This is a genomic window from uncultured Flavobacterium sp. (assembly GCF_951805225.1).
Classification (GTDB): Bacteria; Bacteroidota; Bacteroidia; order Flavobacteriales; family Flavobacteriaceae; genus Flavobacterium.
In genome coordinates, this window is sequence record NZ_OX638201.1 from 4,257,426 (window position 1) to 4,279,529 (window position 22,104).

Annotated in this window: 21 protein-coding genes; 19 read left to right on the forward strand and 2 right to left on the reverse strand. The window is 31.8% G+C overall.

The genetic code is table 11. From position 1 onward, the window contains the following. Window positions 1-292 precede the first annotated feature (292 nt). The 14 genes from WN975_RS17850 (at window position 293) to WN975_RS17915 (ending at window position 16,015) form a co-directional block, all read left to right on the forward strand. Window positions 293-1,063, forward strand: coding sequence for a DUF3108 domain-containing protein (locus WN975_RS17850; protein WP_337967670.1), 771 nt, complete (start codon window positions 293-295; stop codon window positions 1,061-1,063). After that, the gene (locus WN975_RS17855; RefSeq protein ID WP_337967671.1) at window positions 1,063-2,004 is read left to right on the forward strand and encodes a tryptophan 2,3-dioxygenase family protein; all 942 of its coding nucleotides are present in this window, start codon (window positions 1,063-1,065) and stop codon (window positions 2,002-2,004) included. The genes WN975_RS17850 and WN975_RS17855 overlap by 1 nt, the downstream gene beginning before the upstream one ends. Window positions 2,005-2,025: 21 nt before the next feature. Further along, a complete protein-coding gene (locus WN975_RS17860; RefSeq protein ID WP_337967672.1) occupies window positions 2,026-3,246 on the forward strand; it encodes a peptidoglycan DD-metalloendopeptidase family protein in 1,221 nt (406 codons plus the stop codon). Between the two features lie 37 nt (window positions 3,247-3,283). Further along, window positions 3,284-3,904, forward strand: coding sequence for a hypothetical protein (locus WN975_RS17865; protein ID WP_337967673.1), 621 nt, complete (start codon window positions 3,284-3,286; stop codon window positions 3,902-3,904). 47 nt (window positions 3,905-3,951) lie between these two features. Then, a complete protein-coding gene (locus WN975_RS17870; protein WP_337967674.1) occupies window positions 3,952-4,278 on the forward strand; it encodes a hypothetical protein in 327 nt (108 codons plus the stop codon). A gap of 122 nt (window positions 4,279-4,400) precedes the next feature. Further along, complete coding sequence (gene pgi / locus WN975_RS17875; protein WP_337967675.1) at window positions 4,401-6,044, forward strand: glucose-6-phosphate isomerase; 1,644 nt, start codon at window positions 4,401-4,403, stop codon at window positions 6,042-6,044. Between the two features lie 332 nt (window positions 6,045-6,376). Next, window positions 6,377-9,187, forward strand: a complete 2,811-nt coding sequence (locus WN975_RS17880; RefSeq protein ID WP_338140823.1) for a TonB-dependent receptor — start codon at window positions 6,377-6,379, stop codon at window positions 9,185-9,187. A 105-nt stretch (window positions 9,188-9,292) separates the two neighbouring features. Continuing rightward, window positions 9,293-9,715 (forward strand): hypothetical protein, encoded by a 423-nt coding sequence (locus WN975_RS17885; RefSeq protein ID WP_337967677.1) that lies wholly within the window; start codon window positions 9,293-9,295, stop codon window positions 9,713-9,715. 90 nt (window positions 9,716-9,805) lie between these two features. Next, window positions 9,806-10,300: a septal ring lytic transglycosylase RlpA family protein gene (locus WN975_RS17890; RefSeq protein ID WP_337967678.1), complete on the forward strand. Its 495-nt coding sequence runs from the start codon at window positions 9,806-9,808 to the stop codon at window positions 10,298-10,300. A gap of 217 nt (window positions 10,301-10,517) precedes the next feature. Beyond that, window positions 10,518-11,264 (forward strand): nucleotidyltransferase domain-containing protein, encoded by a 747-nt coding sequence (locus WN975_RS17895; RefSeq protein ID WP_337967679.1) that lies wholly within the window; start codon window positions 10,518-10,520, stop codon window positions 11,262-11,264. 48 nt (window positions 11,265-11,312) lie between these two features. Next, on the forward strand, window positions 11,313-11,603 hold the full coding sequence (locus WN975_RS17900; RefSeq protein WP_337967680.1) for a hypothetical protein: 291 nt from the start codon (window positions 11,313-11,315) through the stop codon (window positions 11,601-11,603). Window positions 11,604-11,677: 74 nt separating this feature from the next. Next, entirely contained in the window at window positions 11,678-12,835 is a 1,158-nt protein-coding gene (locus WN975_RS17905) for a lanthionine synthetase LanC family protein (protein WP_337967681.1), read from the forward strand. Window positions 12,836-12,905: 70 nt separating this feature from the next. Then, window positions 12,906-15,137, forward strand: coding sequence for a lantibiotic dehydratase family protein (locus WN975_RS17910; protein WP_337967682.1), 2,232 nt, complete (start codon window positions 12,906-12,908; stop codon window positions 15,135-15,137). Between the two features lie 5 nt (window positions 15,138-15,142). Further along, window positions 15,143-16,015: a thiopeptide-type bacteriocin biosynthesis protein gene (locus WN975_RS17915; protein WP_337967683.1), complete on the forward strand. Its 873-nt coding sequence runs from the start codon at window positions 15,143-15,145 to the stop codon at window positions 16,013-16,015. Between the two features lie 76 nt (window positions 16,016-16,091). Here WN975_RS17915 and WN975_RS17920 read toward each other — a convergent pair whose 3' ends face one another. Beyond that, window positions 16,092-16,547: a DinB family protein gene (locus WN975_RS17920; RefSeq protein ID WP_337967684.1), complete on the reverse strand. Its 456-nt coding sequence runs from the start codon at window positions 16,545-16,547 to the stop codon at window positions 16,092-16,094. A gap of 78 nt (window positions 16,548-16,625) precedes the next feature. On the opposite strand from WN975_RS17920, the gene WN975_RS17925 reads away from it, so the two are divergent. From WN975_RS17925 to nadD, 5 genes are all read left to right on the forward strand, one after another. Then, entirely contained in the window at window positions 16,626-16,979 is a 354-nt protein-coding gene (locus WN975_RS17925; RefSeq protein WP_099709866.1) for an ArsC/Spx/MgsR family protein, read from the forward strand. A 292-nt stretch (window positions 16,980-17,271) separates the two neighbouring features. Next, window positions 17,272-18,132 (forward strand): YicC/YloC family endoribonuclease, encoded by an 861-nt coding sequence (locus WN975_RS17930; RefSeq protein ID WP_089352238.1) that lies wholly within the window; start codon window positions 17,272-17,274, stop codon window positions 18,130-18,132. A gap of 91 nt (window positions 18,133-18,223) precedes the next feature. Continuing rightward, window positions 18,224-18,799, forward strand: a complete 576-nt coding sequence (gene gmk, locus WN975_RS17935; protein ID WP_099709867.1) for a guanylate kinase — start codon at window positions 18,224-18,226, stop codon at window positions 18,797-18,799. Between the two features lie 74 nt (window positions 18,800-18,873). Next, window positions 18,874-19,296: a DoxX family protein gene (locus WN975_RS17940; RefSeq protein WP_337967685.1), complete on the forward strand. Its 423-nt coding sequence runs from the start codon at window positions 18,874-18,876 to the stop codon at window positions 19,294-19,296. A 70-nt stretch (window positions 19,297-19,366) separates the two neighbouring features. Continuing rightward, window positions 19,367-19,948: a nicotinate (nicotinamide) nucleotide adenylyltransferase gene (gene nadD, locus WN975_RS17945; RefSeq protein ID WP_099709869.1), complete on the forward strand. Its 582-nt coding sequence runs from the start codon at window positions 19,367-19,369 to the stop codon at window positions 19,946-19,948. 680 nt (window positions 19,949-20,628) lie between these two features. On the opposite strand, the gene WN975_RS17950 is transcribed toward nadD, so the two are convergent. Further along, entirely contained in the window at window positions 20,629-22,098 is a 1,470-nt protein-coding gene (locus WN975_RS17950; protein WP_337967686.1) for a nicotinate phosphoribosyltransferase, read from the reverse strand. Window positions 22,099-22,104: the final 6 nt, after the last annotated feature.

The window sequence follows — 22,104 nt, forward strand, 5'->3', positions numbered from 1 at the left end:
ATATTTTTACATTATACAGAGGAATTCTCTGAAAAAGCATGCTTTTTATGCAAATGTTATGTTAAACTTACCTTTTGCTATATCTTTATTGAACTTTCTGTATATCTTTGCACTCGCAAATCAAGAAGGGGTGGTTTCCTTCTGAATTGATATAAATTTCATAATTTATAGTTTTTTGGTTAGTTAATAGCATAAAAACTCAGTCATTCCTTGACTGAGTTTTTTTGTTTTGGTACATTTGGAATAGAATTTGCATTTATTTACCTTTATAATGAAATGTAAAAATTGTACTATGAAAAAGCTCATCCTCATCATATTAATTCTAACGACACTTTCCTTCGACACCTACAAAGAAGATGCTTTTGGCACGGGTGAATATTTTAAATTTAGAATTCACTACGGAATTGTTAATGCCGGATATGCAACTCTCGAAATAAAAGATGCCACTGTAAACAATAAAAAAGTCCATCACGCTGTCGGAAAAGGATATACAACCGGAATGTCAAAATTTTTCTTTAAGGTAGAAGATCTTTACGAAAGTTATTTTGACAAAGAAACCGGATCTCCTTATCGCTATGTCAGGAAAATTGACGAAGGCGGTTATACTAAAAACCAAGAAGGTTTTTTTAATCAGGCTGAAAACAGAGTTTTGGTAAAAGACTACAAACGAAATACCGAAAAAACTATTGTTATTACTGATAACGTGCAAGATATCGTTTCTGCATTTTACTATTTGAGAAATCATCCAAGTATTGACAAATTAAAATCTGGCGAAGCGATTACAATCGACATGTTTTTTGACGACGAAATCACAAAATTTAAGTTAAAATATGTAGGCCGTCAAGATATTACGACTAAATTTGGCACCGTTTCTACAATGGTCTTCAAGCCACTTGTACAAACCGGAAGAGTCTTTAAAGAAAAAGAAAGTTTAACACTCTGGATAACAGACGACGACAACAAAGTTCCAATTAGAATCAAAGCAGATCTTGCTGTAGGATCACTAAAAGCAGATCTTGACGAATATAAAGGATTAAAGAATCCATTTAAAGTAAAAAAATAATGAATATCACTGATAATTCAGAATCAATTTTAAAAGAAATTGACCTTAAATTCCAAGCTATAAATCAAAAAACTGATGTTCAATTAGAAGGATTACTTTGGTCTAAACCAATTACTTATTGGGATTACATTCAAACTGACGCATTACTAAGTTTACAAACACAACGCACAACACTTCCTGATGAAATGGTTTTTATCATGTATCATCAGGTAAATGAATTAATTTTTAAAATGATTTTGTGGGAAATCGATCAGATTGCCGATGCACAAAACATTCAGGTTGATTTTTTCAGCGAAAGATTATCAAGAATCACGCGCTATTTTGATATGCTTACCAATTCTTTCAGTATTATGGAAAACGGAATGGAAGTAGATCAATATATGAAGTTCAGAAACACGCTTACTCCGGCAAGTGGTTTTCAGAGCGCACAATATAGATTGATAGAATTTGCTTCGACTGATGTCATCAATTTAACAGATCGCAGATACAAAGCAAACTTTGACGAAAACACTGATCTGGAAACTACATTCGAACATTTGTATTGGCAAGCTGCCGGAAAAGATTATCAAACGGGAGAAAAATCATATTTACTTCAAGAATTTGAGAACAAATACAAAGTTCCCTTTTTGAGACAGATGTCTACTTTTAAAACTAAAAATATCTGGCAAAAATTTACTCAATTACCAGAAGAAGATCAGCAAAATACTTCATTAATTAAAGCAATGCGTCATTATGACAAAACTGTAAACATTACTTGGGTAATGCAACACCTTAATACTGCAAGAAAATACATATTAGAAAGCGGAAAAGGAAACGGGGAAGCCACTGGTGGCAGCGATTGGCAAAAATATATGCATCCAAAATACCAAAGACGCATCTTTTTTCCTAAATTGTGGACCGAAGAAGAATTGTCCAATTGGGGAAATGAAACAACTACTTAATTTCCTAAAAAATTTAAAAGTTTGAAAAAAGCATTCGTACTTATAATACTATTATTCTCTGTATTTTCTTGTAATAAAATCGAGGAGAAAGTAGAAACTAAGATTAGTAAACCAAAAACTAAAAAGGTAGAATTTGGATTTAATTACGCTGACTTTAATATTGTAAATGACACTATAAAAAAAGGAGATTCTTTTGGTTCTATCATCCAAAGTCAAAATATTGGAGACAAAAAAGTCTATGATATTGTTGAACAGGTAAAAGATTCGTTTGATGTTAGAACAATTCGATACAACAAACCTTATACGATTCTTCGCTCTAAAAATAAAACAAACAAAATACAGGTTTTCATTTACCAACCTGACGCTTTAACTTATTATGTAGTCGATTTAAGAGACAGCATCGCTAAAGCATACAAAAAAGTAAAACCGGTAACATTAAAACGTAAAATTATTGGCGGCGTTTTAAAAACTTCATTATCTGAAACTTTAGGAGATGAAGATGTAGAAACTGCTCTTGCCAGCCGAATTACCAAAGTATTTTCATGGTCTATCGATTTCTTTAAACTTAAAAAAGGAGATCGTTACGGATTAATTTTCACTGAACGCTTTATAAACGGAAAAACTTATGACGGCGTTGAAGATCTTGAAGCTGCATTTTTTGAATATAAAGGTAAAATCGTTTATGCTTTTCCGTTTGAGAAAGATACTATTTCTGGTAAAGTAGAATATTATGATGATGAAGGAAAAACACTGAAAAATTTCTTTCTAAAAACACCAATTAAGTTCAGCCGAATCACTTCTCGATTTACTGCAAACAGATTTCACCCGGTTCAACATACCTGGAAAGCACACAAAGGAACTGATTATGCTGCACCAACCGGAACTCCAATTTCAACAACTGCTTCCGGAGTTGTAGAAGCAACGGGATATACAGCAGGAAACGGAAACTTTGTAAAAGTAAAACACAACGGAACTTATTCTACGCAATATTTACACATGTCGAGAATTTTGGTTCGCCGCGGACAACGTGTAACTCAAGGACAAACTATTGGATTAGTTGGAAGCACAGGACTTGCAACCGGACCTCACGTTTGTTACCGTTTCTGGAAAAACGGTGTTCAGGTTGATGCGCTTAGACTGAACTTACCAACTGGAGAATCTTTGACCGGATCTGACAAAACTCGTTTCTTAAAACAAATGGAGCCTTTGAAAAGAGAATTGGATAGTATTGGGAATTTGTAATTTTCTGATTTCATTTCGTATTTTAAAATAGAAAAACATGAAAAATGCACGTCTTAAAACAATTTATAACGAAACATTTTCAGGCTTAAGACTATTTTACAGAGACACAAATCTTCCGGAAAATTTAATTTTGAATTATAAAGTTGGTCAAATTATTCAGGAAAGAGGCTTTACTGATATGTCTTCTATTGGCGGCGGCTTATCTGGAAATGTTAGATATTTAATTGCAAGTGCGCACCCAAAAGATTTATCAAAATTCAATCCTGATTCAGCAAAGATTGGTCATTTCCTTTTAGACTCAATTGCTTATTTTAAAGTTCTGGACATTCAGAAAATTGAAAACAAAACACAAATTTTTCTGTTGAACATTCCCGATAATTCGATTTCGCTTTTCAAGAACTCATCTTCAAACCTTGAGGAAGAAATCATAGAAAAAGCAAGAAAAAAGTTTAGAGATAAGCTCAATTCAGACTTAATTCCATCATTGCAAACCGCAGAATGGAAACAAAGAACCGAATCTCCACTTGGAATGAGTATTAATGGAGAACTATTTTTTGATGATTCGAAAATCAAAATTGAAGAACCAAAAAGAATTGAAATTGATATAAACAATAAAACTATCGAGGTTAATAAAAAACCCTGGTGGAAAATTTGGTAATTCTTTTTTTTTATTCGAAATAATATCTTCCTAAATAATAGCAATCGATGAAATCTGCTTTATTAATAATTTTATCTGCAACACTATTTGGTTGTTCTCATCCACACGCTTTTGTTTTAAATGACACAGAGAAAAACAGATATTACGTTTCAGAAATGGTCAATAAAGTTTTTGAAGAAAATCAAATTAACGAATCGCCTTTAATTGTCATAAACGGAATTCCTTTTGAATACGACAAGAAACAAGACACCATATTATTACCTCTCAAAAAATCTGACATCAAAAGCTTAAACTTTTTAAATCAAAATAGTAGTCGCATTATATATAATGAAAAAGAAAATGGTGGCGCAATCATAATAACCACCAAAATCTGAAATAAACAAGCTCATAAAACGTTTTCGTAACTAATTGTTATATAATTGTGAAGCTTAAAGCTATTAAAAGTAATTTCAGTATTTTTGTGTTTTTATAACCAAATTTTCAATTAAACTATAAAATGGCTTTAAACACAACAAACCCAACCGGGACTGAAGCGTGGAAAAATCTACAAAACCACTATAACGCAATTCACGAAACTACGATACAAGAATTGTTTCAACAAGACAATGCTCGTGTTGAGAAATTCAACTTGCAATGGAATGATTTTTTAGTAGACTATTCTAAAAATAATATTACTCCTGAAACGATCTCTCTTTTATTAGAATTGGCAAATTCAATTGGATTAAAAGATGCGATTTCTCAATATTTTGACGGAGCAATTATCAACCAAACTGAAAACAGAGCTGTTTTGCATACTGCTTTGCGCGCTCCGGAATCGGCAGTTATTAAAGTTGATGGCGAAAATGTAATTCCTGAAGTTTACGAAGTAAAAAACAAAATCAAACAATTCAGCAACGAAGTTATTTCTGGAGAAAGAAAAGGTTTCACCGGAAAAGCTTTTACTGATGTTGTAAATATAGGAATTGGAGGTTCTGATCTTGGACCTGTTATGGCGGTTGAAGCTTTACAATTCTACAAAAATCAATTGAACTTACATTTTGTTTCTAACGTTGATGGTGATCACGTTAACGAAATAATCAAAAAACTGAATCCTGAAACAACTCTTTTCCTGATTGTTTCTAAAACTTTTACAACTCAGGAAACTTTATCAAATTCTGAAACTATCAAAGAATGGTTTTTGAAATCGGCATCTCAGGAAGATATCGCAAAACATTTTGTGGCAGTTTCAACAAATATTCAGAAAGTAACAGAATTTGGAATTAATCCTGACAATGTTTTCCCAATGTGGGATTGGGTTGGAGGAAGATTCTCTTTGTGGAGTGCAGTTGGATTAAGCATTAGTTTAGCGATTGGATTTGATAATTATAATGAAATGCTAAAAGGCGCGAATGAAATGGATGAACATTTCAAATCGGCTGAATTTGACAAAAACATTCCAGTAACACTTGCTTTATTAAGCGTTTGGTACAATAATTTCTTTGGTGCCGAAAGTGAAGCTTTAATTCCATACACTCAATATTTACAAAAACTTGCTCCGTATTTGCAACAAGCAACTATGGAAAGTAACGGAAAAAGTGTTGGTCGCGACGGAAAACCTGTAAACTACCAAACCGGAACTATTATCTGGGGAGAGCCAGGAACAAATTCGCAACATGCTTTTTTCCAATTAATCCACCAAGGAACAAAGTTAATTCCGACTGATTTTATTGGATTCGTAAAACCACTTTACGGAAATGAAGATCATCATGATAAATTAATGTCAAACTTTTTTGCTCAAACTGAAGCTTTATTAAACGGAAAAACTCCAGCACAAGTTCAGGCAGAATTTGACAAACAAGGACTTTCTGCAGAAAAAGCTGCTTACTTATTACCTTTTAAAGTTTTTACAGGAAACAAACCAACTAATACAATTTTAATCCAAAAACTGACTCCAAAAAGCTTAGGATCTTTGATTGCATTATATGAACATAAAATTTTTGTTCAGGGTGTTATCTGGAACATTTTTAGCTTTGATCAATGGGGTGTAGAATTAGGAAAACAACTGGCAAACTCTATTTTGGATGAAATTAACACAAAGACTGTTAAAAATCATGACAGCTCGACTTCATTTTTGCTAAATCATTTCTTGAAGAACAAATAAAAAACTTAAATAAAAAGTTTTCTTAACTATTTGAAACGCCTTAATTTAACACAAATTAAGGCGTTTTTTCGTATAAAGAAGTATATTTTAACAGTAAAAACGTTTATTATTGCAAGTTTTAACTTACGCAGTAGTTATTATCGTTACACTTTTAACAAAAAACACTATTCAAAATTCAATAAAACATTATTTTCTTTAACGAAAAAACGAAAAATCATTTTAATGCGCAACACATTAGATAAAACTAGTTTTTCTTAACATTTTGATAACACTATCTGATTTAATTGTTATAATTTTGCCAAAAACAATAAACTAAATAACAAATGAAGACAATGAAAAATTGGTTACTTACTGGACTATTGTTCATGATAGTTTCAACCGCATTTTCTCAAGGAAAAATTACCGGTACTATTACCGACGGCGTGGGTTCATTGCCGGGAGCAAATGTTGCGATCAAAGGATCCTCTGCTGCTACTTCTACAGATTTTGATGGTAAATTTATTATCGATGCTACAACTAGCACAGGAGAAATCGTTATTTCTTACTTAGGTTACGAAAATCAAACTATCAAATTTGCTGTATCTAACGGTGCAACTACAAATTTAGGAAAGATCGTTTTATTATCTAATTCTAACGAATTAAGCGAAATTGTTGTAAAAAGTAGCGTTGTAGATATCGCAAGAGACAGAAAAACTCCTGTTGCTGTTTCTACTATTAAAGCTGCTGAAATTCAAGAAAAATTAGGTTCTCAGGAATTTCCAGAAATCTTAAAAAGCACACCTTCTGTGTATGCTTCAAAAGCAGGTGGTGGATACGGAGATTCAAGAATTGCTATTCGTGGATTTGACCAAAAAAACATTGCTATTATGGTTAATGGAGTGCCAATCAACGACATGGAAAACAGTGCTGTTTTCTGGAGTAACTGGGCTGGTATCTCTGATGTAACTTCTGCAATGCAAGTACAAAGAGGTTTAGGAGCATCAAAATTGGCTATTTCTTCTGTTGGAGGAACAATCAATATTGTTACAAAATCTTCTGATGTTAAAGAAGGTGGATCACTTTCTTCTAGCTTTGGTAATGATAACTACTTAAAAGCTCAAGCTTCTTATAGTACAGGATTAATGAAAAATGGACTTTCTGCTTCTGTTTTATTTAGCAGAACTGAAGGAAACGGATATGTTGACGGAACTAAATTTGAAGGATATAACTACTTCATGGCTTTTGGATACAAAATCAATGACAAACACAGTTTAGAATTCACATTTACAGGAGCTCCTCAATGGCACGACCAAAGAAACACTTCTCCACTATTAAGTGATTTCTTAAAATACGGAAGTGATGGTAAAACACCAAACATTAAATATAACTCTGATTGGGGATATAGAGATGGTCAGGAATATAATTTAAGAACAAATTATTACCACAAACCAGTTATGTCTTTAAACTGGGATTACAAAATCAATGAAACTACAAAATTATCTACTGTAGCTTACGGTTCTTGGGGTCGTGGTGGAGGAACTACTTCAACAGGTGGTATAAAAGGTCAAAACCCTTATACTGTAGGAACTGCTACTGTACCTAACAACTTAAGAGATGCTAATGGATTAATCAATTTTGATTTAATTCAAGCTTACAACTCTGGACAAGTAACTGCAATAGGACAAAGACAAGCTGTAAACAGAACTGTTAATGGAACTGTAGTTGCTGAATACCAAAATACTTCAAGCTCAGCTGGTAATACTGCTGGTCTTTCTGAAATTGCTTCAGTTAACTCACACAACTGGTATGGTGCTGTAATCAATTTAGATAAAAAACTTACTGACAACTTAACTTGGGATATAGGTGTTGAAGGAAGAACTTACAAAGGTATTCACTACCAAAACTTAATTGATTTATTTGGAGCTACAAACTATAAAAATACTGCTGACGTAAACAACAACCCTGGATACTTTAGTACTACTTATGCTCCAAGACCAAGCGGAAATCCTTTCGTAAGTACTGATTACCAAGAAAGAATCAACTACTGGAATGATAGTGAAGTAAACTATTATGGTGCTTTTACACAATTTGAATATACTATTGGTAAATTAACAGCTTTCCTTCAAGGTGCTGTATCTCAACAAGGATACAAAAGAATTGATCACATGAAGTATTTAGCTTCTAACCCACTTTCTGAAACTGAATTCAAAAACATCGCTGGTGGAGACGTTAAAGCTGGAGCAAACTATAACATTAATGATCAACATAATGTATTTGTAAATGCTGGTTTTTACTCAAAACAACCATTTTTCAATGCTGTTTATCCAAACAATGCTTCTATCATCAATGATAACTTAACTAACGAGAAAGTTAAAGCTGTTGAAGTAGGATACGGTTTCCGTTCAGGAATCTTCAATGCTAACTTAAACGGATACTACACTCAATGGAATGACAGATTCACACCTGGAACTGATTCTGACCAAGCTAACAACCCTGGAGGATACTATACTTTCCAAGGTGTAAACGAAACACATACAGGAGTAGAATTAGATGTAACAGCAAAAGTGCTTACTAAATTGAAACTTAATGGTATGATCTCTATTGGTGACTACAAATATGATGGAAATGCTACAAGTAATCGTTTTGATGCTTCTAACAACCCATTCCCAGGCGGAACTGCTCAAACATTATACTTAGACGGAGTAAAAGTTGGAAACAACGCTCAAACTACAATGGCAATTGGTGCAGCTTACGAAATCTTAGACGGTCTTAATGTAGATGCTAACCTTAACTATTCTGAAAAATTATATGGTAACATCTCACCTGTTAACTTCTTAAGTGCTACTAACAAAGGAGCATTAGAATTACCTGGTTTTGCTACTACTGATGCTGGTGTATCATACAAATTCTTCTTCGGACAAGGAAAAGGAAATGCTTTAAACTTCAGATTAAACGTAAACAACGTTTTTGATAAAGTTTTCATCAACGAATCATTTACAAATATTTTTGCAAGTGACAACGTTCCTGTTGCAGCTGGACAGCCAGCTGGTTCAAAAGGAACTTACGCTTCTAACGGACTACTTTACAAAGGACTTGCAACTGATAACAAAGTTTACTTTGGTTACGGAAGAACTTGGAACTTTACATTACGTTACGATTTCTAAGAATTTAGAATCTTAATAAATAATAAAAACGGCATTGACTTTTAGTTTAATGCCGTTTTTTTATACCCTTTTTTGCTATATTTGTTTTAACAAAAAATAAAATTTATGTACCATTTTCTACAAAAATTCCATTCCGGTTGGGCTTATTTAGCTTTATTACTTTTATTAATTGCAGTGGTAAATTCAATTATCGGATTAACTTCAAAGAAAGAATTCACCGCTAAAGATCGCAAAATTGCTTTATTTGCTTTAATAGGCACACATACTCAATTATTGATTGGTATAATCCTTTATTTTGTTTCTCCTTTAGGAAAAGCAGCTTTTGGACAAATGTCTAATGCAGAACTTAGACTTACATCATTAGAACACCCTCTTATTAATATTATTGCTATCATTTTGATAACTATCGGATGGTCAAAACATAAAAAATTAATCAATAGCGAAGCTAAATTTAAAACTTTTGCTACTTTTTACGGATTAGGATTATTGCTTATATTAAGCAGAATCCCGTGGAACCTATGGTTCTAAAAAAACCAATTAAAGCCCTAAAATTCTAGGGCTTTTTTTATCTCGGCATATTATTTGTACAAACTCCCCAAGTCTGAAAAAAAATAAAAAATGAGAAATAAAAAACATATTTTACTCACAACACTTACTATAACCTTTTTAAGCTGTTTTACTTATGTCATAAGTCAGACAAAACCAGTAATCGAATCTAAACCACCTCAACAGGACACGGTAAAAACGGTAAGACCAAACTTAATTGCAATACCTACAGATTCTGTTTTTACTGACAAAGGTTTAAAACTAAAACCATACAAGAAAAATGCACATGCCTCCTACTACGCTGATCGTTTTAATGGTAAAAAAACAGCAAACGGAAGCAGATTCAGCAACAGCGCATATACTGCCGCACACAAGAAACTTCCATTTGGAACAAGAATAAAAGTAACAAATGAAGCCAACGGAAAATTTGTAATCGTAAAAGTTACCGATCGTGGTCCGTTTGTAAAAACAAGAGAACTTGATTTATCTAAAAGAGCCTTTATGGAAATCACCAAAAGCAAAGGAAGCGGTGCCATGAAAGTGACAATAGAAACAATAGTAGAATAATAAAAAAAATCCCGTCCGAAATTCGAGACGGGATTTTTTTTGCACATTACTTAATTTCCCGAAGACTTCACTTCACATTTTAAACAACTTCCCTTTCCGCAGAAAACTCACTTTTTCGAATCTGGAATACATCAAAATAGTAGGAAATTATTTTACTTTTTTCTTCCGTCTTTTTAAATTTTATTTTACTTTAGTAGTATTATATGCATATAAATAAATGAAAGAAGCTCTTGATAATTTTTTAGAAAGTTGGCGTAATAATAACGATGTTGTTGGAATACTTTTAACCGGAAGTCATGCAATTGAGATGAACCATAAAACTTCGGATATTGATATTCGAATATTCGTGACTGAAGGTTTTAAAACAACCAAAGGTTTAACAGAAATCGATGGATTCAAAATTTCATATTTGGTAAGGAGTCATAATATTATAGAAAATATATTAAAAAGAGAATTCTCCAGAAATAGTAGATTTGAAGCAACTACAATCTCTATGGGTAAAATTATCTTTGAAAAAGACGGTATACTTTCTGAATTACAAAAACTTGCTCACCATTATCAGGGAAGCGACTTTGCTAAAAGAGATATTGATGATGAATCTCTAAAATCAAACATATATCTTTTATATAACTACAAAAGTTACTTAGAAACTCTGGAAGAAGACTCTCCTTATTTTACTTACACCTATATGCTGTTTATGAAAATAAGCTTGAATTTCTATTCTCATTTTTTAAATTTTGAAATAGTTTCAGATTTAAAAACCGAAAAACTATTTACAAATGACTTATTCAGAGACAAATGTAATTGGAGTAAATTTCCTGATGAAGAGTTTGTAATACTTTGGCAAAACTGCATTTCAACAGGAAAAATCAACAAACCTAATATTACTAAAATGTTTAATTTTCTTCAAGATAAAGTCGTAAAATTTAACATAAAAAACCACACGTTTTCTTGGCAAGAATAGTATTATCGAATATATTTGTAATACTATACACTAAAAAAAGTTTGATTTATGAAAACTAATCTTAAGTTAACTAAAATTACGATTTCAAAACTTGACAATCTTAATCTTAGACCATTACAAAATGATGAATTGCAAAATCTAAAAGGTGGAGGCGAAGTACCATCTTTTACTAGTACACTTCAGCCAACTACTAATCCAACTGACACAAGTGGACCAAGTGGAACAACTTCTACCGGAGGCGTTGATATTATAACAATTGGAGGAGGATGGAATGATACTTCATCTTATACCAGCTGTATCGTTTCTGAAGGTGGAACTTGCATGACCAAACTATCGTAATTATTTTTATTAATAATTAAGTGAAAAATCCAAAACTTAACAGTTTTGGATTTTTTATTCAATACATTCTATTTATGGATTTCATAGAGTCAAAGATTCATTTAATCAATGATCTAATTAGCTCAAACTATCAAAAAACAAACGAAATTGGAGTTCTGGCAGGTCTTTCTGGTCTTGCTTTATTTAATTTTCATTATTCGCGAGTATTTAATAAAGAAACTACAATTGGAAGCACTATTCTTGAAAAATGCATTTTAAAAATTAACGAAGGATATTCAAAACCAACTTACTGCAACGGAATCGTTGGATTTGCGTGGATAATAAACTATCTAATAAAAGAAAATTTTATAGACGATAGTAATAATGAAGTCCTTTATGAGATCGACGACTATAATCATGAATGGATAGATTTTTCAATAAAAGACAACAATTTTGATTTTTTTCATGGTGCCATTGGATATCTAAATTATTCTATTGATCGCTATAATAGTTTAACCAATTCTGAAAACTTAGAAAAAATTGAAAAATCAATTAGACTTTTATTAAACTATTTATCAGAATTACTTCCGGAAATTGAGTTATATCCAAATGGTTCAAAAAAACACATTATTAAAATGGGTTTTGAAAACAATGTATTTTTTGGCTCAGCACATGGAATTTCGAATATCATATTCATTCTCAATAAAATCTCCACAATCCCGAAATTCAATTCAAAAGCACAATTATTATCTGATCAATATATTGCTTATTTGTTAAAGTACAAGAATGATAAAAATTCAGACATATCTCTTTTTCCGAATTTTTTAAGCAAAAAAGGAGTTGTAAAATATGAGAGCGCTCTTAGCTGGTGTTCCGGGGATCTTGGTATCGGTATTAATCTATTAAATACAGCTGTACGTTACAATCATAATGAAAATTATAAACTAACCGGAATCGAAATCTTAGAACATGCTTCACAAAGATCTTCATTAGATAAAACATCTTTGAAATTAGACTGTGTTTGCCACGGTTATTTTGGAGCGTATAAAATTTTCTCAGACGCATATAAAATCACACAAAAAGAAGATTTCCTTAAAGCAAGCAATTACTGGCTGGATCTTGGAATAAAAAACCTTACGATAAATAATGATTCAGATTTAACCATTTTAAATGGACTGTCAGGCATTGGCCTTTCATTATTAGACCATATAGATTCAAAAAAACTAAACTGGGGCGAATGCTTGTTTTTATAAAAATCAATTAAAATAAACTAGCAAAATGAGTTTTTACAACCACTTTTAAATTCCTTAAGCACTAAAAATAATGAACCATTTCCCTTATAAATTATTTCCCAACTACGTCCTAAGAACACCTTTATATCCCATATCTGATTTATTTTCATTTTTAGACGAAATAAAAGATGATGATTCCGCTTTCAAGAAAAAATTCAGTGAAAGTTTAATACAAGAAGCCATTTATGTGGCATCTCCAAACTTATATGTTATTTTGAAAAAATGGCTGGATGGAGAGTTAGAAGATGTCAAAAAAACAGAAAAATTAAAAACCTCACTTCTCAAATATTTAACTCGTATGTCTTCAAGGTGTACGCCTTTCGGACTTTACGCCGGATATTCGATAGGTTCATTTGCAGATGAAAATAATATTTTAGTAAGTAATAATACTGAGCATAGAAAGTACACAAAACTCGATATGTTTTATTTAGTTTCTCTAACTAATAACTTAATTAAGAACGAAAAAATTAAGAATAGCGTTCGTTTCTACGCTAACTCAACTATATATTCCTATCATAATGAACTTAGATATATTGAATATAAATATTATGGCTTAAAAAGAAGTCATGAAATTGTTTCGGTCGAAAAATCAGAAGTACTGGACTTTTTACTTGATTTTTCTAAAGAAGGCTATTTAATTACTGAAATTGCAAATAAACTGATTGCAAAATATAGCGATGTAGAATATCACGAAGCTTTAGATTATATAAATCAAATAATAGAAAATCAATTACTAGTAAGCGAATTAGAACCGCTAGTTGTGGGATTGGATTATTTTACTCATTTACGACAAATAATATCCAAGATCGAAGATATCGATGAAATAAAGAACATAATTGAAGATGTTGCAGAGAAGATTGAAAAATTAGATCTAAAAATTGAAAGTCAAATCTCTAGTTATAATGAAATAACAACACTTTTAGAGGAACTCAATACGAGATTTGATAAAAAATTTCTATTTCAAACGGATTTAAAAATCGCAGTCCAGACAAATACATTGGATAAAAAAGCGATAAAAGATATCAGAGAAGGGATTATCATCTTAAATCAAATATCTCCTTACATGGAGAACTATTTCTTGCACAATTTTAAGAAAAAATTTATTGAAAAATTCGGAGAATCAGAAATACCTTTATCAATAGCTTTAGATTCAGATTCTGGAATTTTATATACAGAAAGTCCATATCATAACATTCTTCCTGATGATTCTTTTATAAATCAAATTTTATTAAATAAAAAAAATACAAATAATGACGTTCGGTTAAATAAACTTGACTTGCTCTTGCATGAAAAAATCTTGAAGTCATATAAAAAAGACAGCCAAAGCATTATTATAGATAAAGATGAGCTACCTCATCTTAATGACAAATGGGACGATCTTCCTGAAACAATGTCATTCCTAACCGAATTTGTAATTAAAGATGGCAAACAAAAAATACTATTAAACGCAGGTGGAAATTCAACTGGTGCAAATCTATTTGGAAGATTTTCATTAGCTGATGATGAGATTGATCACTTTTGCAAACAAATAACTGAGGCTGATAAAAGAAACAGCGAAAATGTTATTCTAGCTGACATTGGCCACTTACCTGAAGCAAGAATTGGAAATGTCTCTTCAAGATCAAAATTTTACGATTATGAAATACCATACCTTGCAAAATCAATTCAAAAATTTAGCAATCAAATCCCCGTTAGCGATTTAGCCGTATCAGTTAATCATTTAGGAGAAATTGTTCTTCGTTCCGTATCTAAAAACAAAAAAGTCATTCCCAGATTAATAAACGCTCACAATTTTAACAACAATAGTACTCCGATATATCATTTCTTATGTGATTTACAAACACAAGGCAAAAGAAATGGAATGCGTCTGGAAATAAATAGTCTCACAAAAATATTTAAACATATACCGCGAATAGAATATAAAAATATCATATTAAAAAAAGCAAATTGGACTTTTACCCAACAAGACATTTCATTATTCTTTAAAAAAGTTCCTTTTGACCAACTAAAAAATGATATACAAGCTTTTAGAGAAGAGTGGAAAATTCCACGTTATATAAATATAGTCGAAGGAGATCACCAGCTCTTAGTTGATTTTGAAAATAGCACATCATTTGCTATGATGTTAGATCTTATTTCGAAAAAAGACTCAATCCTCTTTGAAGAATTTCTCTTCTCTGATGAAGATCAAATAGTAAAAAGAGGAGAAAGTAATTTTACCAATCAGGTAATCATTTCAATTTATAAAAACCACACAAACTAATTATAATGGTTGAAAAAATAAAAAGTCGCTTTTTTCCTGGCGACGATTGGCTGTACCTTAAGATATATTGTGGCTACAAAGTATCTGATGTTTTATTAACTGAAATCATTAAGCCTTTTACAGAAAAGCTTATCAGAGAAAATTATATTAAAAAATGGTTTTTCATCAGATATACAGACCCGAATTATCATATCAGATTCCGAGTTGAACTTACTGATAAAAAAAACATTGGACACGTAATACATGAATTCAATAATCTATTACAAGACTATATAGAGTCAAAATCTGTTTGGTTGCTACAAATAGATTGTTACGATAGAGAAATTGAACGTTATGGTTCAAATACAATGGAACTAGCGGAAGAAGTTTTTTTTAATGATAGTGTCGAAATAATTAATTTTCTATCTACTTCAAAAAGCGAAGACACCGATATTGTTTCAGAATCTAAACCTATATTTAGTTTAAAACTAATTGATTTTTATTTGACTCATTTTGGATTAACTGATTCTCAAAAATTAAGTTTTATGGAAAGGCTTAGAGATTCCTTTTACAAAGAGTTTGACATTAACAAAGACAATAAAAAACAAATTGAAAAAGTCTACAACAAACATAAAGAATCAATCTATCAGCAATTATTAGATACAAATAATGCTATTATAAATACTGCAATAAAACAGAATATAGACGAAATTTTAAAAGTTGCAAAACAGGAATCAACACCTGAAAACAAAGTGACTTATTTAATTTCAAGCTTTGTGCATATGTCTCTTAACAGATTATACTATTCTAATAATCGAATTCATGAATTAGTATGTTATGATGTTTTATGGAAATTCTACAAATCTAAAGTCAGCCGAAATCCTCAAAATCAACATTAGATAAAATACTTTTCAGACAAAAAAACACCAGCTTAAAAACTGGTGTTTTTTTTTAATCTATTATTATTTTTTAATCTTAAACGAACTTTCTAATACTCATTATAATTCCGGTATGGATTCCTTCGTGGTAATTATTGAAGCTCAAAGCTCCGTCAATATTTTTGAGTGTAAAACCCATACTTGTTAGATATTCGGTATAAGAAACAAAGATATTATTAGCAAAATCTTTTTGAACCTGATCTAATGTAGACGAAAGTAATTCTCTGATTTCATCAACTTCGGCTTGTGAAACGTCACCTTCCGGTTTGGTTCCTTTTCTGTATTTGGCAACAAATTCTTCTGAAACCAACATTGGTAAACCTGACAACTTGTAGATTAAAACCTGTTGTGAAGCGACACAATGTGCAATGTTCCAAATTAAATTATTACTAAATCCCACTGGAATTTTATTCAATTGTTCTAATGAATGGTTATCTAAAACCTTCAATAAAACTTCTCTAATGGTTTTTTGTACTTCAAAAACTGAATTCATAATTTTATTTTTTTTCTAAAATTAGGCATTTTTCAGTTTTAAATGAATTTTCTTTGTAGTCTCTTAAATTTAAAAATCATGAACAAAATATACTACTTAGCTTCTTGCGATACGTGCCGAAAAATCATCAAAAGTCTTCCAAAAGACAATAACCTGGTTTTTCATGATATTAAACAAAACCCAATTACAGAAGCTGAACTTGACGAAATGTACAAGCTTGCCGGAAGTTATGAGGCTTTGTTTAGCAAGAAAGCTCAGTTATACAAATCAATGGATTTAAAAAACAAATCTCTGACGGAGGACGATTATAAAAAATACATTCTGGAGCATTATACATTCATAAGTCGTCCGGTTTTTATTATTGATGAAAAAATCTACATTGGTAATACACAACCTGTGACTTTGCAGGTTCAGAAAGCTTTGGAAAAATAATACCGTAAAGTTCTAAGGAATCGGGGTTTGCGTTAGGGATAGAAGTCGAAATCCTTTTTTTGAGCTTTTTCTGCTCAAAAAAAGATTGGAGCGAATAGCCCGACCGAAGGGAACGCCCAAATTAAAATTCTAATTCTAAAAAATTAGCCACGAATTAAAAAGTTTCAAATTAATGTAAATTCGTGAAAATCGTGGCAAAAAAACTTTAAGTAGTTCCGAATAAAACAGATTAGCGAATTACAGCGCAACACAGCAAAGTTTTATTTATCTTTGCGCCTTTATACTCAATTATATGATACAATCTATGACAGGGTTTGGCAAAGCTTCTTTGCAATTGCCTACAAAAAAAATTACCGTTGAAGTAAAATCCTTAAATAGTAAAGGTTTAGATTTAAACGTAAGAATGCCGTCGCTTTATCGCGAAATGGAATTAGGTTTAAGAACCCAAATCTCTACGAAACTTGAAAGAGGAAAAATTGATTTTGGAATTTACATCGAAAGTACTTCTGAACAAACTTCAACTAAAGTAAATGTTCCTGTTGTAAAAAACTATATCGCGCAGCTTAAAGAAGTTTATCCTGATGCCGATGAAACTGAATTAATGAAAATGGCCGTTCGTATGCCTGATACGCTAAAAACGGAACGTGAGGAAATCGATGAAAACGATTGGGAACAAATTCAGGTTATAATTGAAGAAGCGCTTCAAAATATCTTAACTTTTAGAAAAGACGAAGGTGAATCTCTTGAAAAAGAATTCAACTTAAGAATTGGGAATATCCGCCAATATATGAATGACGCTTTGGCTCTTGATCCGGAACGCGTTCAGGCTATAAAAGATCGTTTGCAAACTGCTATTTCGGAATTACAGGTTAATGTTGATGAAAATCGTTTTGAACAAGAACTGATTTATTATTTAGAGAAACTGGATATTACCGAAGAAAAAGTTCGTTTGACAAATCATTTAGACTATTTCTTAGAAACTATAAAAGGTACTGAAGCTAATGGTCGTAAACTTGGTTTTATAACTCAGGAAATGGGTCGCGAGATCAATACAATGGGTTCTAAATCAAATCACGCTCAAATGCAAAAATTGGTTGTGATGATGAAAGATGAATTGGAAAAGATTAAGGAACAGGTATTAAATGTTTTGTAAACGCATTAAGCTTTAAGCTGTAGGCTATAAGCAGAAAAACGAAACGAATAAAAAGCTTAAAGCATATTGCTTAAAGCCTAAAGCATACATAATGAACAAAGGAAAATTAATTGTTTTCTCAGCTCCTTCAGGATCGGGAAAAACAACTATAGTAAGACATTTACTTGGGAAAGAAGATTTAAACTTAGAATTTTCGATCTCAGCGGCTTCACGCGACCCACGCGGAGAAGAAGAACACGGAAAAGATTATTATTTTATTTCGTTAGAAGAATTCAAAAAACACATTAAAGCCGAGAATTTCCTGGAATGGGAAGAAGTTTATCGTGATAATTTTTACGGTACTCTAAAAGCCGAAATTGAACGCATTTGGGCTTTAGGCAAAAACGTGATTTTTGATATTGATGTTGCCGGAGGATTGCGTATTAAACATAAATTCCCGGATCAGACTTTGGCTGTTTTTGTAAAACCTCCAAGTGTTGACGAATTAAAACGCCGACTAAAAGAACGCTCTACAGAAACTGATGACAAAATAAATATGCGTATCGCAAAAGCTTCTGTTGAATTGGCTACAGCTCCGCAATTTGACACGATCATCAAAAATTATGATTTGGATACTGCAAAAGAAGAAGCCTATCAATTGGTAAAAGCTTTTGTAAACAAAGACTAGAAACTTCATAAACCAATACTATTTTACAATAAGAGCCGTTAGCATTGATGTAAACCGCTATTAATATTTGTATTATGATTAATTTATTTGAAATAAAAAGAAACGAGAATTATCTGAGCATTATTATTCTTATCATTAGAATAGCAATTGCAACATTGATGATTTCGCACGGATTATCTAAACTGAATATGCTTTTAGCCGGAGGTAAAATTGATTTTCCTGATCCGCTTGGAGTAGGAAATACAGCGTCTTTAGCTCTTGCAGTTTTTGCAGAAGTAATATGTTCTTTCTTTATTTTTATTGGTCTTGCCACAAGATTAGCTACTGTACCATTAATCATTACAATGCTGGTCGCTGTATTTATTATTCATGGCGCTGATCCAATCGATGTTAAAGAAATGGGAATTCTATATTTGTTATTTTATGTACTTCTTTTGGTTACCGGAAGTGGTAAATTCTCAGTTGACAATTTAATTTCGAAAAAGAATCGTTACTAAGCTATTTTTAAATACCATAGATTAATTTGAATGTAATAATTACGATTTGAATTATGAAAAAAACTCTTTTATGAAGATAGGCCTTTATTTCGGAACTTATAATCCCATTCATGTTGGCCACTTAATCATTGCCAATCATATGGCTGAGTTTGCCGATTTAGATCAAATTTGGATGGTCGTTACGCCACATAATCCGCTTAAAAAGAAAGCCACTTTATTAGACGATCATCAACGTTTGGAAATGGTTTTTCTGGCAACAGAAGATTATCCAAAAATTAAACCTTCGGATATTGAATTCAAATTACCGCAGCCTAATTATACCGTAAATACGTTGGTTCATTTACATGAAAAATATCCAACTCATGACTTTTCATTAATTATGGGCGAAGACAATTTGAAAACGCTTCATAAATGGAAAAACTACGAAGTGCTTCTGGATCATTATGATATTTATGTGTACCCAAGGATTTCTGATGAAGAGGAAAATATCGAATTAAAATCGCATCCAAAAGTTCATGTTATTGATGCGCCAATTGTAGAGATTTCTTCAACTTTTATTCGAAATAGTATTAAAGAAGGAAAAAATATCCAACCACTTTTACCTCCAAAAGTTTGGGAATATATTGATCATAATAATTTTTATAAGAAGTAAAAAAATACAATCTTGTCATTTCGACGAAGGAGAAATCTCCACGAGAAGCTCGACAAAGATTAACAAATTTAAGTTGCCTTCAGTTTTAACTGGAGGTTTTTTATTTTCAAAAAACATCATTCCATAGGAATGTCTGCTCGGTAGAATTAAATTTGAATTACGATTATACGTTCCATAGGAACGTTTGATTAATGGTCCAGATATTTCACCATAAAGACAGGTGTCCTTACAGGACACAACGCAAAATGCTCTTATTATTTTTTACCAATGAGAGATTCCTACGGAATAAAAACAGAATAAAAAAAGCCTGAATTTTACAATTCAGGCTTTTTTTTATAATTATGCTTCAACATTAATATCGCTTTTAACTCGAGATCTGATATCACTTTTATAAGAAGTAAACTCATATTTTCAATAGCCTTCAGTTTTTACTGGAGGTTTTTTATTTTCAAAAAACATCATTCCATAGGAATGTCTGCTCGGTAGAATTAAATTTGAATTACGATTATACGTTCCATAGGAACGTTTGATTAATGGTCCAGATATTTCACCATAAAAACAGGTGTCCCTACAGGACACAACCCAAAATGCTCTTATTATTTTTACCAATGAGATATTCCTACGGAATATAAAACAGAATAAAAAAAGCCTGAATTTTACAATTCAGGCTTTCATTTTAATTATGCTTCAACATTAATATCACTTTTAACTCGAGATCTAATATCACTTAAAGATTGATTTGCTAAAAGTTTTCCATCTCTAAAAACCTCCTTCAATTCACCTTGTTTTTCTTCTTCCCAAGAAACATTATCGGTTAAATGATATATTCCATCAACTAAATCAATTTTCATTAATCCTTTAGCAGATTTTTTAGTTCCGTCGTCTGTAATTGGATCTTTAAAAATAGCTCTTCCTTCGCCATCAACTTCTCCATAAGTAGCTTTCATAGCAAATCCAAAAGTATCTCTTGTGTTATATTGATACGTAAAAGATCCAATTCCAAGAACAACATTTGTAGATGCAAAACCTTTTGCTTTTAATCTTTCGCAAATTTGGATAGATCTCGCAACAGTAATACTATCGCCGTAAATAGCTCCAATTTGAGGTATAAGCTCTTTATATCCTTTTGCGTTAGTTGCACCTCCAAAAACATCCCAAAGAAGCTCAATTACACCTTTTTTCTCTTCTTCTGTTTTTCCGTTTGGATTTCCGCAGATAATATCAACCGGATCTCCACTATCAGGACGAATCACGACTTTACCTTCTCTGGCAACAATATCTTCTTTTAGACGTGGCAAATAATCAGTTAAAACTTTCCATAAATCCCAAGTATCAGAAACGATAGAAACAATTCCTTTTGGATAAACCTCCGTAACTAATCTTTTGAAAGTTTCACATTCACCTTCAGTAGTTCCCATACACATTACAGAATGCTCAGTTGCTGCAACAGAACCTGCGATTAATTCAGTATCAGAATTTGCATTGTAATAATCTTCGAAGAAATCAATTACAGGAATTGTATCAGAACCTGTAAAACTCAACAAATGTCCCGCTGCAGAAGTTATCGCTGCTTCGATTCCGCCCATTCCTCTCATTGAGAAATCGTGCGCCTGCCAATCTACAAATTCTGGAACAGATGAAGTTTCATCAGCATATTTGTCTAATACTTTTCTATATTCTCTCGCAATTGTAGCCGAATTACAAGGCAACCAAATCACCGCAGAAAGTAATGTTTCGAAATAATTCGTCAACCAGAAAAATTCCGGAAGCGTATTGTACATCGTAAACATTGGCACTCTCAAAGGTACACTCGCGCCTTCTGGCAAAGCTTTAAAAACCATCGGAATATATCCTAAATCATGAAGATCTTCGATATGTTTTGTACCGACTTGATTTTCGCCTAAATAATTATTGATTCTTCTTGCGTATTTTTTAACCACTTCTTCTTTTGGTTGTTTGAAGAAATCAGCATCAAAATCATGAATAATGTATTTTTTGATGAAATATTGCAATCCAAAAAACACTACTTCATCAAGACCTTCAATTCTTGATTTTCTTGGTGTCCAGTTAGAATATACTAATGTGGTTTTGTCTGGATATTGTCTTCTGTGGTCAACTTTGTAACCGTCGGTTAATAATAATGGGTTCATATTTTG